Below are 12,617 nucleotides of genomic sequence, written 5' to 3'. Positions count from 1 at the left end.
TCGACCGGATCCGCCGCGTATGGGGGCGTTACCCCGGATCCGCCGGCCGGATGCGTGGTCCGCACGCCGGTTTGCCCGGCGCGGCGGGGGGAAAACCGGCGGAAGGGAACGACCGCAGGGGAGGCACCCGTGCCCGAGACATGCCACACCGTCAACACCACGCCGGAGCGGATCTTCGCCGTCCTGGCGGACGGATGGAGTTATGCGAGCTGGGTCGTGGGCGCGGCACACATTCGCGATGTCGACGAGGGCTGGCCGGCGGTCGGGGCCCGCATCCACCACCGCATCGGTCCCTGGCCCCTGCAGATCGACGACAAGACCGTGGTACGCGCGGTCGTGCCCGGCAGGTTCCTGGAACTGGACGCACAGGCGTGGCCGCTGGGCGCCGCGACCGTCCGGATCCGTCTGGAACCGTTGTCCGCCACCACCACCCGGATCCGGATGGCGGAGACGCTGTCCTCGGGCATCGGCCGGCTGTTGCCCGGTCCGGTGCAGGCGGCGCTGCTGCGGCCGCGCAACGCGGAGGCGCTGCGGCGTCTCGACGACATCGCCGTCCACCGGTAGGCCGCGGAAACCCCGGTCACCGTCAGCGCCGCTCGCGAGTGTGGACCGTCCAGACCGGCTGTTGCCATGCGACAGCAAACAGGGTCGGGCCGGATCGAGGGTCCGTCAGTGGGCGGTGTCCGAGTCTCGTCCCGGCAGGTCGGGGCGTCGGCCCAGTGCCGCCCAGATCTCGACGACGGTCTGGTAGACGACGCCGTCGGGCAGGCTGTCCAGATCGGCCAGGACGTCCTCGGGCGCCTCCAGGGTCAGGGCGCTGTGCCGCAGCGCGCGGCGGTCGCCGGGCAGGGCCGACAGGCCGATGTAGCGGCCGAAGCGGCTGAGGTCGCCGTTGAGGGTGCCGATGCCGGCCGTCCGGGTCGGATCGGGTTGGTCCTCACCCGCCGGCTCGGCCATCTTCCATTCCTCGGCTCGGCCGCCCGCGATGCCCTGCACCGTGCCGAGGACCTCGTGCTTCATCTGCTCATCGACGCGGGAACTGTGCTTGCTGCTACCTCGCTCCATGGCCTCCTCGTTCCCGGCTGCAAACCGGGCAAACCACAGATCCCGGTCTCGACGAACTCCGGGCGACCGAACTCCGGGCACCGAACTCCGGGCGACCGAACTCCGGGCGATCAGGGCGGCTATGCCTGCTGATTCCGGTCCGGCCGCAGGACCTCCAGGAGCAGGGCGAGTTCGGTCTCGGCCAGCTCGGCCGACGAGTCGTCGACCGGTGGGGCGGGGGTGAACACCGCGCGGGCCAGGCCGGTGCCGATCACCACGAGGGCCAGGACGCTGATCTGCGCGGCGCCGAGGTCGCGACCCGGTTCCCCCCGGCGAGCGGCCTGCGCGATCAGCGTCTCGATCCGTTCCCGTACGGCCAGATACACGTCCTCGCGCAGGATCTGCCGCAGGACGGGGTCGTGTGCGGCCTGCCCCATCAACGACAGCAGCGCGGGACCGGCGGCGGCGTCGAGGATCCGTTGCTTGCGAACGAGCAGTTCGCGCAGGTCGCCGTCCAGCGAGCCGGTGTCGATGTCGGTCAGCTCGTCGAGGGCGATGTGGCGCGCGACGGCCCCGGCGAGCGCCTGCTTGGACGGCCACCGCCGGTACAGCGACGCGGTCGAGGCGCCCGCGCGCCGGGCGACGGCCGTCGTGGTGAACGCCGCGTAGCCCGTCTCGTTGAGGACCTCGATCGCCGCGTCGATCAGCGTCTGGTCCAGGCGCGGATCGTTGCGTCGCCCCCTGTGCACCCGGTCCATGTTCGTCGCCACGTGCGGATTCTCCCGCGCCGTGGCGCGTGGTGTCGCTCACGTACGAAACGAAAAGCTTCCGTTTCGTATATGGTGAGCCGATGAGCGCATCGACCAGCATCGAGGGCAGCCGGATTGCCGCGACGGTCACGGCGGTGCGCGAGCACTTCGCCTCCGGCGCGACCCGCCCGCTGACCGCCCGTATCCGCCACCTGCACGCGTTGCGCGCCATGCTCACCGAGAACGAGCCCGCCTTCGAGGCCGCATTGTGGAGCGACCTGCACAAGAGCCCGGCGGAGGCTCAGCTGACCGAACTCAACGTCGTCGTCGCCGAGATCAACCACACGCTGCGCCACCTGCGGCGGTGGGCGCGGCCGAAGCGCGGTCCGGTGCCGCTGGCATTGATGCCGGGCCGGGCCCGCCTGGTGTCCGAGCCGCTCGGCGTCGTGCTGGTGATCGCCCCGTGGAACTATCCGGTGCAGCTGCTGCTCAACCCCCTGGTCGGCGCGCTGGCCGCGGGCAACGCCGCAGTGCTCAAGCCGAGCGAACTCGCCCCCGCGACCGCGTCGCTGATCGGGCGCCTGGTGCCGCGCTACTTCCCGGACGGTGCCGTGCGCACCGTGGAGGGTGGCGTCCCCGAGGCCACCGAGCTGCTGGCGCAGCGCTTCGACCACATCGTGTTCACCGGCAGCGGCACGGTCGGCCGCATCGTCCTGCGGGCGGCCGCCGCACACCTGACGCCGGTGACGCTGGAACTGGGCGGCAAATCGCCCGTCTGGTGCGACGACGACGATCTCCCGGCGGTGGCCCGCCGCCTGGCCTGGGCGAAGTTCACCAACGCCGGGCAGACCTGCGTCGCCCCGGACTACGTCCTGACCACCCCCGACCGGGTGCCGGCGCTCGTGGGCGCGCTCAAGGCGGCGATCGCCGAGCTGTGGGGCGCCGACCCCCGCGCCAGCCAGGAGTACGGCCGCATCGTCACCGAGCAGCAGTTCGACCGCCTCGTCGGCTACCTGCCCGGCACCGACGTGGTGATCGGCGGCGACCACGACCGCGGCGAGCGCTACCTCGCTCCCACCGTCGTCACCCTCCCCGACGGTGGCCCTCCGGCGGTCGGCCCGCGCGCCGCCCATCCCGTACTGCGGGAGGAGATCTTCGGTCCCATCCTGCCGATCGTCCCCGTCGCCTCCGCCGAGGAGGCGGTCGAGGTCATCAACGCCTGGGACAAGCCGCTCGCCCTGTACGTGTTCACCTCCTCGCCGCGCACCCGCCGCCTGTTCGAGCGGCAGACCTCCTCCGGCGCGGTGGTCCACCAGGCCGCCCTCGTGCACGCCGCGGCCACCGGGCTGCCGTTCGGCGGTGTCGGGCCGAGCGGCATGGGCGCCTACCACGGCATCCACTCGTGGCGCTCGTTCAGCCACCTCAAGCCCGTGCTCACCAAGCCGCTGTGGCTCGACACGCTGGGTCTCGCGCAGCCGCCCTTCACCGCGCGCGGCGTGCGGCTGATCCGCAGGCTCATGCGCCACGGCTGAACCGTCCGGGACGTGTTCCGCGGCCGTGGCTCAGCGTCTCCCGGCATGCCGCGGCCGGGTGGCCGTGCTCAGCCGCGCCGGGTGGCGCGGACGACGACGTCGTGCAGGGTCATGGCCCGGCCCCCGGGGCCGTTGACCGTCCGGAGCGGCTGTTCGGCGGTGATGATCTCCCAATTGGCCGGGTCCAGGCGTGCGGTGATGTCGGCGACGGTGGCCGACGCCTCGGCGGGCGGGTGGTCCCCGTGCCCCGCGGCGTCCGGTGTGTGCAGGTGCCCGACGATCAGCAGGGTGCCGCCGGGTGCCACCCAATCGGAGATGCGCTCGTAGAAGGCCGGCTGCGGCATCGCCGGATGCGCGTAGTGCGTGGTGACCAGATCGAACCGGGTGCCCGGGTCCCAGACGGTCAGGTCCGCCTCGACCCACTGCACGGGACTGGACACGGCGCGCTTGGCGGCGCGGGACAGCGCCTCGGCGGAGATGTCGGCCGCGACGACATGCCAGCCGCGGGAGGCCAGCCAGACCGCCTCGGCGCCGGCACCGCACCCGGCGTCCAGCGCCGTGCCCGGCACCAGGTCGCCGGTCTCGCGGACCAGGTACGGGTTCGGCGGATTGCCGCCGGACTCGGCCCGGTCGCCGTGCGCGTGGTGCCAGCGGTGTTCCCAGTAGTCCTTGTCGAAGTCGTGGCTCACCGGACCACCCACCCCTGCCGGAGCCGGATGACGACGCCGTCACTCACGATCCCTGCCTCCTCGTCTCCACCGATCGCCACGATCGTGACCGGGCAACCGGCGGGCGGGCAAAGCTCTTTGCCGAATGGCAAACTGGCAGCCATGAGGGACGAGTTCGACCGTACGCTCGACGCCGTCGGCCCCAGGCTCAAGCAGCTGCGGTCCCGCCGTGACATCACCCTCACGGACCTGTCCAGGCAGACCGGCATCTCGGTCAGCACGCTGTCCCGGCTGGAGGCGGGCCTGCGCCGCCCCACGCTCGAACAGCTCCTGCCGCTCGCCCGCGCGCACGGGGTGACCATCGACGAGCTCGTCGACGCCCCACCGACCGGCGATCCCCGCGTCAACCTGCGCCCCATCGCGATCGGTGACGGGGCGACCGTCCTGCCGCTGACCCGCCGCCCCGGTGGTATCCAGGCGTACAAGTTCGTGCTGCCGACCGGGGACGACGATCGCGTACCCGACCTGCGCACCCACGAGGGCCACGACTGGGTCTACGTCCTCAACGGCCGGCTGCGGCTGGTGCTCGGCGCGCACGATCTCGTTCTCGAAGCCGGGGAGGCGGCCGAGTTCGACACCCGCACTCCGCACTGGTTCGGGGCGACCAGCGCCGGTCCCGTCGAGTACCTCAGCCTCATCGGCCGGCAGGGCGAACGCGCACACCTGCGCGTCGCCCCCGGACCGGCCCCGGCACGGAGCTGATGTCCCACCAGGACGATCGGTCGGTCGTGGCGTCATTGCGTACAAACCGGATCTTCGCGAGGATGCTGCGGTGACCCCGATCCCGTACACGGCCGGCCTGCACCGCCTGGCCGGCGACACCTTCGCCTACCTGCAACCGCCGGGGACGTGGGGGTTCAGCAACTGCGGCCTGGTCGCCGACGGCGACCGGGCGCTGCTGGTCGACACCCAGTTCGACCTGTCGCGGACCCGCGCGCTGATCGACACGATCGCCGCCGACCTGCCCGGCATCCGGATCGGTACGGTGGTCACCACGCACGCCAACGGTGACCACTGCTGGGGCAACCAGCTGTTCCCCGACGCCGAGATCATCGGGTCGGCGGCCACCGCGGACGGGATGGCGCACGAGGTGCCGCCGGAGGCGCTGGGCGCGCTGAGCGGCCCCGGCGCCCCGCCCGGGGCGTTGGGCGACTACCTGCGGCGTTCCTTCGGCTGCTTCGACTTCTCCGGCATCGCGCTGACCCCGCCCACGCGCACGTTCACCGGCCGTCTCGACGTGCGCGTCGGCGACCGTACGGTCGAACTGGTTGAAGTGGGTCCCGCGCACACCGACGGCGACGTCGTTGCGCACGTGCCCGACGCCGCGGTGGTGTTCACCGGCGACATCCTGTTCGTCGGCGATCACCCGATCATGTGGACGGGGCCGGTCGACAACTGGCTGAAGGCGTGCGCGTGGATCGAGGCGACCGGGGCACGCCACGTGGTGCCGGGCCACGGCCCGGTCACCGACCCGGCCGGGGTACGGGAGTTCCGCGGCTACCTGGAGCACGTCGCCGAGCAGGCCGAACGGCGGTACGCGGCCGGGATGCCCTACTGGCAGGCGGCGACGGACATGCCACTGCCCGAGGCGTGCCGGGGGTGGGGCCACCGGGAACGGCTGGTGATCACCGTGGCGGCGCTGTACCGGCAGTTCGGCGCGGGAGAAGCCCCGATCATGGAGGTGCTGACCCACACGGCCGCCGCCGAGGCGTCGGCCGGATGAGCGACGCGGGCCGGTTCGCCGGTGTCCGGGCGACCCGGCACTCCGGCGGGTGAATTCACCGCTACGGGGCCGGATGTCATCTGGTCGTACCGGGAAGTTCGGATCATTCGGTGCTGATGCACTTGACCGCGAACGGCATACTCCGTCGTCGTGATCAACACTCGTGCGGGAAGCGCCGCAGCCGTCGGGAAGCGGCTGTCGGCCACCCTGCGTAGATGCCTGGACCACGTCGCGTCGCGAAGGCTGCGGGCGGCGTCCTCCGGCCGGCCCGCACTGGTGTTGCGGCCACGGCACTGGTGGCTCGCCGGAGTCGGCGCGTTGCTGGCCGTGATTGCGGCGGCTGCGTTCGTCCAGCACTACACGTTCGTCGACACCCGCATCTACTACGGTGCGGTGCGGTCGTGGATCGGCGGCAACCCGCTCTACGCGTACGCGGCTCCCGGCACGGGGCTCGGGTTCACCTATCCGCCGTTCGCGGCGTTGATCATGGCGCCGTTCGCCTGGATTCCGGACGGCGTGATGGGCTGGGGCAGCCTGCTCGTCAGCGTCGCGGCGCTGACCTTCGTCCTCGCCATCGTCCTGCGCCCCGTGGCCGACCGGCACGGCTGGAGCCGCGGCCGGACGCTGGCGATCGCCCTGCCGGTCGCCGTACTCAGCGAGCCGGTCCGGCAGACCCTCGGCATGGGCCAGGTCGACCTGGTGCTGTTCGCGCTGATCGCGGCGGATCTCCTGGCGCTGCGCCGGTCGGCCCGCGCGGAACGGGCCGCCGCGGACCCCGTACCGGCCGGGAACGCCGTGGTTCGCCGCTGGCGGGCGGGCACCTGGGCCGGCGTGGGCATCGGCCTGGCCGCCGCCTTCAAACTCACCCCTGCCCTGTTCATCGTCTATCTGCTGGTCACCGGTCAGCGCCGGGCGGCGCGTACGGCGATCGTCACGGCCGCCGCGGCCACCCTGGTGACCGCGGTGCTGGTGCCCCGCACGACGGTGCAGTACTTCGGCGCGGCGCTGTGGCAGACCGACCGGGTCGGCCGTACCGACGTCTCCGAGAACCAGTCGCTGGCCGGTCTGCTGGCCCGGTTGACCGACACGCCGCACGCGCCCGCCGCGGCCTGGGCGCTCGTCGCGCTCGCGGCGCTGGTCCTCGGCCTGGCCCGGGCCCGGCAGGCCCATCTCAACGGCGACGAACTGGCCGCCTTCACCCTGGTCGGGCTGACCGCCGGCCTGGTCAGCCCGGTCTCCTGGACGCACCACCTGATGTTCCTGCTGCCGGCCCTCGTGATCCTGGCGGACACGGCCTGGCACCGCAGGCTGGCCGGGGAGCCGACCAGAATCCCCGAACTGCGCCTGGTGGCCGCCGGGGTCGTCCTGCTGCTGACGATCGCCTCGCCGTTCTGGTTCGTCCTGCACCGGCTGCCGTTGACCTCCCACTACGCCGACGGCTGGCTCGGCGTGGTCGCGGAGAACGCCATCACGCTGCTGCTGGTGGCGCTGGTCGCGGCGCTGCCCCACCGCCTGGGCATGGACCTGGGGTCGCGGGGACCGTCCGCGCTGCCGCCGCCCGCGCAGCTCATCGACGCCCGCGACGGCGGCTGAGACCCACCGCCCGGCGGGGGCATCGGATATCGATAGAAGACGATAGGGTCGATCCGGCAATGGTCCCGAGCGCCGGAGGCGTCCCCTGATGCGATCCGTCCGTGGTCTGGTGCGTTCCTGCCTCGCCGGTGGTGTCGTCCTGCTCCTGCTGACCCCCGGCACGGCGGCCCGCGCGACGGGGACCGGCACGGAGCCGGTGTACGACTACGGGCAGGCCGTCCGCGAACAGGTGTGGGTGCAGTCCCCGGTGGACAGTGACCACGACGGGCGGCCCGACCGGGTGGCGGTGCGGATCATCCGGCCGCGCACCGACGGCCGCAGGGTGCCGGTGATCTTCCAGGCCAGCCCGTACTACGCGGGGCTCAACGACGTACCGAACCACGACGACATCGACCGCGACGGCGGCTCGGCACGTCTGAGCGCCACCGCCGGTGCCGGGCGCGCCGCCGAGACCATCGTGTTCTCCGGTTACCTCGACAACTACTTCGTGCCCCGCGGCTACGCGGTGGTCTTCGCCGACAGCCTCGGCACCGGCGGCTCGGACGGCTGCCCGACCACGGGCGGCCGCAACGAGACCCTCGGGATGAAGGCGGTCGTGGACTGGCTCAACGGCCGCGCGCCGGGCTTCGACGCCGCCGGTGCGCCGGTGGCCGCCGACTGGTCGACCGGGCGTACGGGAATGATCGGGGTGTCCTACAACGGCACCCTGCCCAACGCGGTGGCCGCGACCGGTGTCCGCGGCCTGGAGACGATCGTGCCGATCGCCGCCATCTCCAGCTGGTACGACTACTACCGCGCCGGCGGCGGGGTGGTGGCGCCCGGCGGCTTCCAGGGCGAGGACACCGACGTGCTGGCCAGGGCCGTGCTCACCCGTGCCCATCCCGAGGTGTGCGCCGACGTGACGGCGTCGCTGGAACGCGAGCAGGACCGGGTCACCGGCGACTACAACGGCTTCTGGGCCGAGCGCGACTACCTGCGCGACGTCGGCAGGGTGCGGGCCAGTGTGCTGCTCGTGCACGGCCTGCACGACGACAACGTGCGCACCGGGCAGGCCGGGCAGTGGTGGGACGCGCTGGCGAGGCGCGGTGTGCCGCGCAAGATCTGGCTCCACCAGGCCGCGCACGCCGATCCGTTCAACGTCCGCCGCGACGAGTGGCTCGCCACGCTGCACCGCTGGTTCGACCAGTGGCTGTACGGCATCGACACCGGCATCATGCGGGAGCCGATGGCGGACGTGGAGGTCGCGCCCACGGTGTGGCGCACCGCCGCCACGTGGCCGGTGCCGGGCAGCCGGGACACGGCCATGTTCGCGGGGGAGTCGGGGCTGCGGCCGCAGCCGTCCGGGGCGGGCGTGCGACAGTCCTTCGTCGACGATCCCGCGCAGACCGCGGAGCAGCTCGCCGACGACGAGACCAGCACCGATCCGCACCGGCTGGCGTACCTGTCCGCGCCGTTGACCCACGAGACCCGGCTGTCGGGGACGCCGAGCGTGACCGTGCGCGCCGACCTGGACGGCCCGTCGCCGTACCTGACCGCCCTGCTGGTCGACTACGGTCCCGCGCAGCGCTACGCGGGCATGCGGACCCTCAGCGTGCAGGACTGCGTCGGCCCCGGCATCCCGGGCGACCCGGGCTGCTTCAACCGCCGCGAGTACGTGACGGCGCAGACGCCGTCGGAGATCGTCACCCGCGGCTGGCTGGACGTGCGCAACCGGTACTCGATCGCCCGCAGCGAGCCGGTCCGGCCCGGGAGGACGTACACGGTGCGCTGGCCGTTGCAGACGACCGATCACGTCTTCGCGCAGGGGCACCGGATCGGCCTGGTGCTGATCTCCACCGATCGCGACCACACCCTGCGGTACCCGGCGGGCACCGAGGTCGGCGTCCACCTCGGCGTCTCCCGTGTGGTGCTGCCGCTGGTGCGCTAGGTCCTGCTGGCGCAGTTACGGGCGGTTAGCGGCATTTGGTCTGGCACCCGCAAGGGTGACCGGCCGTTTCCTGCCGCAGATGCGTACCGCTAGGGTGCTCGGTGTGACGATGTTCCGGATCGGTGAGGCGGCCGAGCTGCTCGGCGTCAGCGCGGACACGGTGCGCCGCTGGGTGGATGCCGGACGGCTGGCCGCGGACCGCGACGAGCACGGGCACCGGGTGATCGACGGGGTCGAGCTGGCCGGCTTCGTCCGGGAGCAGGCCGGTGATCCGGGCGCCGGGTCGGAGGAGTCCTCGGCGCGCAACCGGCTGCGCGGCATCGTCACCGCGGTGATCAAGGACACGGTGATGGCGCAGGTGGACATCCAGGCCGGCCCGTTCCGGGTGGTGTCGCTGATGAGCCGCGAAGCGGTCGACGAGCTGGACCTGCGGGTCGGTTCGGTCGCGGTCGCGGTGATCAAGTCGACCACGGTGGTGGTGGAGCGATCCGCCCCGGCCGTGGCACATAGAGCGCGGCCCGGCGCGTGAACGCGGGCCGCGCAGACCGAAGGGGAGTGCGAGTGGGTACACGTTTCGTGCGGACCGCGTTGGCCGGGCTGACCGCGCTGGCGCTGGCCGGGCTGGTCGGCTGCGGCGGCGACGACACCAAGGGCGGGTCCACCGCGAACGCCGGGGCCAGCAGCGCGGGGGTGACCGGCCCGGTGACCGTGTTCGCGGCGGCGTCGCTGACCGAGTCGTTCACCCAGCTCGGCAAGGACTTCGAGGCCGCGCACCCCGGCACCACCGTGAAGTTCAACTTCGCCGGCAGCTCCGCCCTCGCGACGCAGATCAACCAGGGCGCACCGGCGGACGTGTTCGCCTCGGCCTCGCCGGCCACCATGACGACGGTGACCGACGCCGGCAACGGCGTCGGCGCACCGACCACGTTCGTGAAGAACCAGCTCGTGATCGCGGTACCCAAGGGCAACCCGAAGAAGATCACCAGCCTGGCCGACCTGGCGAAGCCGGACCTCAAGGTGGCCCTGTGCGCCCCCGAGGTGCCCTGCGGCGCCGCCGCGCAGAAGGTCCTCACCACGGCGCACGTGATCGTCAAGCCGGTCACCCTGGAACAGGACGTCAAGGCCGCCCTGTCCAAGGTGAAGCTGGGCGAGGTGGACGCCGCGCTGGTGTACCGCACCGACGTCAAGGCCGCGTCATCCGACGTCGATGGCGTGGAATTCCCCGAGTCGGCCAGCGCGATCAACGACTATCCGATCATTGTGCTGAAGAACGCCCCGAACTCCGCCGGCGCGCAGGCGTTCGTCACCGCCGTACTGTCCGAGCAGGGCAGGGCGGTGCTCACGGCGGCCGGTTTCCAAGCTCCGTAGAAGGACCATGGTTCGTACCGACGATCGGGACGCGGCGGCCCCCGGGCCGCCGCGCCGCCGCCGCACCCAGCGGGTACCGGTGCCGCTGCTGCTGCCCGCGGTGGCGGGGCTGGCGTTCCTCGTCCTGCCCCTGGCCGGGCTCGTCATCCGCGCCCCGTGGGGCAGCCTGTGGCAGCGGCTCACCGCCCCGGGGGCGCTGAGCGCGCTGCGGCTGTCACTGCAGACCGCCACCGTCGCCACCGTGCTGTGCCTCGCGCTCGGTGTGCCCCTGGCCTGGCTGCTCGCCCGGGTCGACTTCCCCGGCCGCCGGGTCGTCCGTGCCCTGGTCACCGTCCCGCTCGTCCTGCCTCCCGTGGTCGGCGGCGTCGCGCTGCTGCTGGTGTTCGGCCGCCGGGGACTGCTCGGTGCCCCGCTGGACGCCGCGTTCGGCATCACGTTGCCGTTCACCACCGTCGGGGTGGTCGTCGCCGAGGCGTTCGTGGCGATGCCGTTCCTGGTCATCGCGGTGGAGGGGGCGCTGCGCGGCGCGGACACCCGGTTCGAGGAGGCCGCCGCGACGCTGGGCGCGGGCCGGTGGATCACCTTCACCCACGTCACGCTGCCGCTGATCGCACCGGGAATCGCCGCGGGCGCCGTGCTGTGCTGGGCCCGCGCGCTGGGTGAGTTCGGCGCCACCATCACGTTCGCCGGCAACTACCCCGGCATCACCCAGACCATGCCGCTGGCGGTCTACCAGACCATGGAGGGCGGCGACCTGTCCGGGGCGGTGGTGCTCAGCCTCATCCTGCTGATCGTGTCGGTCACGATCCTCGCGGCACTGCGCGACAAGTGGATCACCACCGGATGACCGGCCCGGTCCTGGACGCACACCTGATCGTCGACCGGGGGACGTTCCGTCTCGACGTACCGTTGCGCATCGGTGCCGGGGAGGTGGTCGGGCTGCTCGGCCCGAACGGTGCGGGCAAGACCACCGCCCTGCGCGCCCTGGCCGGGCTCCAGCCGCTGACCGCCGGGTATGTCACGCTCGGTGGGCGTGACCTCGATCGGCCCGACCGCCGACTGTGGACGCCCGCCGAACGCCGGCCGGTCGGCGTGGTGTTCCAGGACTACCTGCTCTTTCCACATCTGAGCGCGGTGGACAACGTCGCGTTCGGGCCCCGACGGCACGGCGTCGAACGGCGTGCCGCCCGGCAGCGGGCCGCCGACTGGCTGCGCCGGGTGGGCCTGGCCGATTACGCCCGCCACAAGCCCCGGCAGCTCTCCGGCGGGCAGGCCCAGCGCGTCGCGCTCGCGCGCGCCCTCGCGGTCGACCCGGTCCTGCTGCTGCTCGACGAGCCCCTCGCCGCGCTGGACGCCCGCACCCGCCTGGACACCCGGGCCGAACTGCACCGGCACCTCGCCGCGCACCCCGGCGCCACGTTGCTGGTCACCCACGACCCGCTCGACGCGCTGGTCCTGGCCGACCGCCTGATCATCATCGAGGAGGGCCGCATCGTGCAGGAGGGCGACGCGGCGACGATCACCGGGCAGCCGCGCACCGACTACGTCGCCCGGCTGGTCGGGCTGAACCTCTACCGCGGCACCGCCGCCGGCCACACCGTCCACCTCGGCTCCGGTTTCGCTCTGACCGCCGCCGACGCGCTGGACGGCGACGTGTTCGTCGCGTTCCGGCCCGCGGCGGTCGCGCTGCACCCCGAGCGGCCGGGGGGCAGCCCGCGCAACACCTGGCCCGCCACCATCACCGGCCTGCAACGGCACGGCGACAACCTGCGGGTGCAACTCGCCGGCCCGATCGCCGCGGCCGCCGACGTCACCCCGGCCGCCGCCGCCGACCTGCACCTGGCCCCCGGCCAGCAGGTGTGGGCCGCGGTCAAGGCCACCGAGACCCGCGCCTACCCGGCCGACGCCCCGCCCGCGACCGCCGGGGCGGCGGAGTCTGCTCGATGACCGGAC

13 protein-coding genes are annotated in these 12,617 nt (G+C 72.9%); 10 read left to right on the top strand and 3 right to left on the bottom strand.

Features of this window, described 5'->3' with window-relative positions:
• Positions 1-129: 129 nt before the first annotated feature.
• Positions 130-564, top strand: a complete 435-nt coding sequence (locus tag ACMCNN_RS17200) for an SRPBCC family protein (protein WP_412741513.1) — start codon at positions 130-132, stop codon at positions 562-564.
• Positions 565-669: 105 nt separating this feature from the next.
• On the opposite strand, the gene ACMCNN_RS17195 is transcribed toward ACMCNN_RS17200, so the two are convergent.
• Positions 670-1,065, bottom strand: a complete 396-nt coding sequence (locus tag ACMCNN_RS17195; RefSeq protein WP_412741512.1) for a hypothetical protein — start codon at positions 1,063-1,065, stop codon at positions 670-672.
• A 119-nt stretch (positions 1,066-1,184) separates the two neighbouring features.
• The gene (locus ACMCNN_RS17190) at positions 1,185-1,814 is read right to left on the bottom strand and encodes a TetR/AcrR family transcriptional regulator (protein WP_412741511.1); all 630 of its coding nucleotides are present in this window, start codon (positions 1,812-1,814) and stop codon (positions 1,185-1,187) included.
• An 80-nt stretch (positions 1,815-1,894) separates the two neighbouring features.
• Here ACMCNN_RS17190 and ACMCNN_RS17185 point away from each other — a divergent pair, with 80 nt between their 5' ends.
• The gene (locus tag ACMCNN_RS17185; RefSeq protein ID WP_412741510.1) at positions 1,895-3,325 is read left to right on the top strand and encodes an aldehyde dehydrogenase family protein; all 1,431 of its coding nucleotides are present in this window, start codon (positions 1,895-1,897) and stop codon (positions 3,323-3,325) included.
• Between the two features lie 68 nt (positions 3,326-3,393).
• Here ACMCNN_RS17185 and ACMCNN_RS17180 read toward each other — a convergent pair whose 3' ends face one another.
• Positions 3,394-4,014, bottom strand: a complete 621-nt coding sequence (locus ACMCNN_RS17180; protein WP_412741509.1) for a class I SAM-dependent methyltransferase — start codon at positions 4,012-4,014, stop codon at positions 3,394-3,396.
• A 141-nt stretch (positions 4,015-4,155) separates the two neighbouring features.
• Here ACMCNN_RS17180 and ACMCNN_RS17175 point away from each other — a divergent pair, with 141 nt between their 5' ends.
• From ACMCNN_RS17175 to ACMCNN_RS17140, 8 genes are all read left to right on the top strand, one after another.
• Positions 4,156-4,755 (top strand): helix-turn-helix domain-containing protein, encoded by a 600-nt coding sequence (locus ACMCNN_RS17175; protein ID WP_412741508.1) that lies wholly within the window; start codon positions 4,156-4,158, stop codon positions 4,753-4,755.
• A 70-nt stretch (positions 4,756-4,825) separates the two neighbouring features.
• Entirely contained in the window at positions 4,826-5,776 is a 951-nt protein-coding gene (locus ACMCNN_RS17170; RefSeq protein WP_412741507.1) for an MBL fold metallo-hydrolase, read from the top strand.
• Between the two features lie 195 nt (positions 5,777-5,971).
• Entirely contained in the window at positions 5,972-7,369 is a 1,398-nt protein-coding gene (locus tag ACMCNN_RS17165; protein WP_412747198.1) for a glycosyltransferase 87 family protein, read from the top strand.
• 88 nt (positions 7,370-7,457) lie between these two features.
• Complete coding sequence (locus tag ACMCNN_RS17160; protein WP_412741506.1) at positions 7,458-9,296, top strand: Xaa-Pro dipeptidyl-peptidase; 1,839 nt, start codon at positions 7,458-7,460, stop codon at positions 9,294-9,296.
• 103 nt (positions 9,297-9,399) lie between these two features.
• Complete coding sequence (locus ACMCNN_RS17155; protein ID WP_412747197.1) at positions 9,400-9,825, top strand: TOBE domain-containing protein; 426 nt, start codon at positions 9,400-9,402, stop codon at positions 9,823-9,825.
• 32 nt (positions 9,826-9,857) lie between these two features.
• Positions 9,858-10,664: a molybdate ABC transporter substrate-binding protein gene (gene modA, locus ACMCNN_RS17150; protein WP_412741505.1), complete on the top strand. Its 807-nt coding sequence runs from the start codon at positions 9,858-9,860 to the stop codon at positions 10,662-10,664.
• Between the two features lie 7 nt (positions 10,665-10,671).
• Positions 10,672-11,511: an ABC transporter permease gene (locus ACMCNN_RS17145; protein ID WP_412741504.1), complete on the top strand. Its 840-nt coding sequence runs from the start codon at positions 10,672-10,674 to the stop codon at positions 11,509-11,511.
• Positions 11,508-12,611, top strand: coding sequence for an ABC transporter ATP-binding protein (locus tag ACMCNN_RS17140; RefSeq protein ID WP_412741503.1), 1,104 nt, complete (start codon positions 11,508-11,510; stop codon positions 12,609-12,611). The genes ACMCNN_RS17145 and ACMCNN_RS17140 overlap by 4 nt, the downstream gene beginning before the upstream one ends.
• Positions 12,612-12,617: the final 6 nt, after the last annotated feature.

The organism is Krasilnikovia sp. MM14-A1004 (genome assembly GCF_047159485.1).
Taxonomy (GTDB): domain Bacteria; phylum Actinomycetota; class Actinomycetes; order Mycobacteriales; family Micromonosporaceae; genus Actinoplanes.
The sequence above is the reverse complement of the archived record's forward strand: the minus strand, read 5'-3'. Positions and strand labels throughout refer to the sequence as shown.

Coding starts and splice junctions, on each gene's coding strand:
- ACMCNN_RS17195 (WP_412741512.1), bottom strand. CDS start 1,065: ATGGAGCGAGGTAGCAGCAAGCACAGTTCCCGCGTCGATGAGCAGATG.
- ACMCNN_RS17185 (WP_412741510.1), top strand. CDS start 1,895: ATGAGCGCATCGACCAGCATCGAGGGCAGCCGGATTGCCGCGACGGTC.
- ACMCNN_RS17145 (WP_412741504.1), top strand. CDS start 10,672: ATGGTTCGTACCGACGATCGGGACGCGGCGGCCCCCGGGCCGCCGCGC.
- ACMCNN_RS17140 (WP_412741503.1), top strand. CDS start 11,508: ATGACCGGCCCGGTCCTGGACGCACACCTGATCGTCGACCGGGGGACG.
- ACMCNN_RS17160 (WP_412741506.1), top strand. CDS start 7,458: ATGCGATCCGTCCGTGGTCTGGTGCGTTCCTGCCTCGCCGGTGGTGTC.
- ACMCNN_RS17175 (WP_412741508.1), top strand. CDS start 4,156: ATGAGGGACGAGTTCGACCGTACGCTCGACGCCGTCGGCCCCAGGCTC.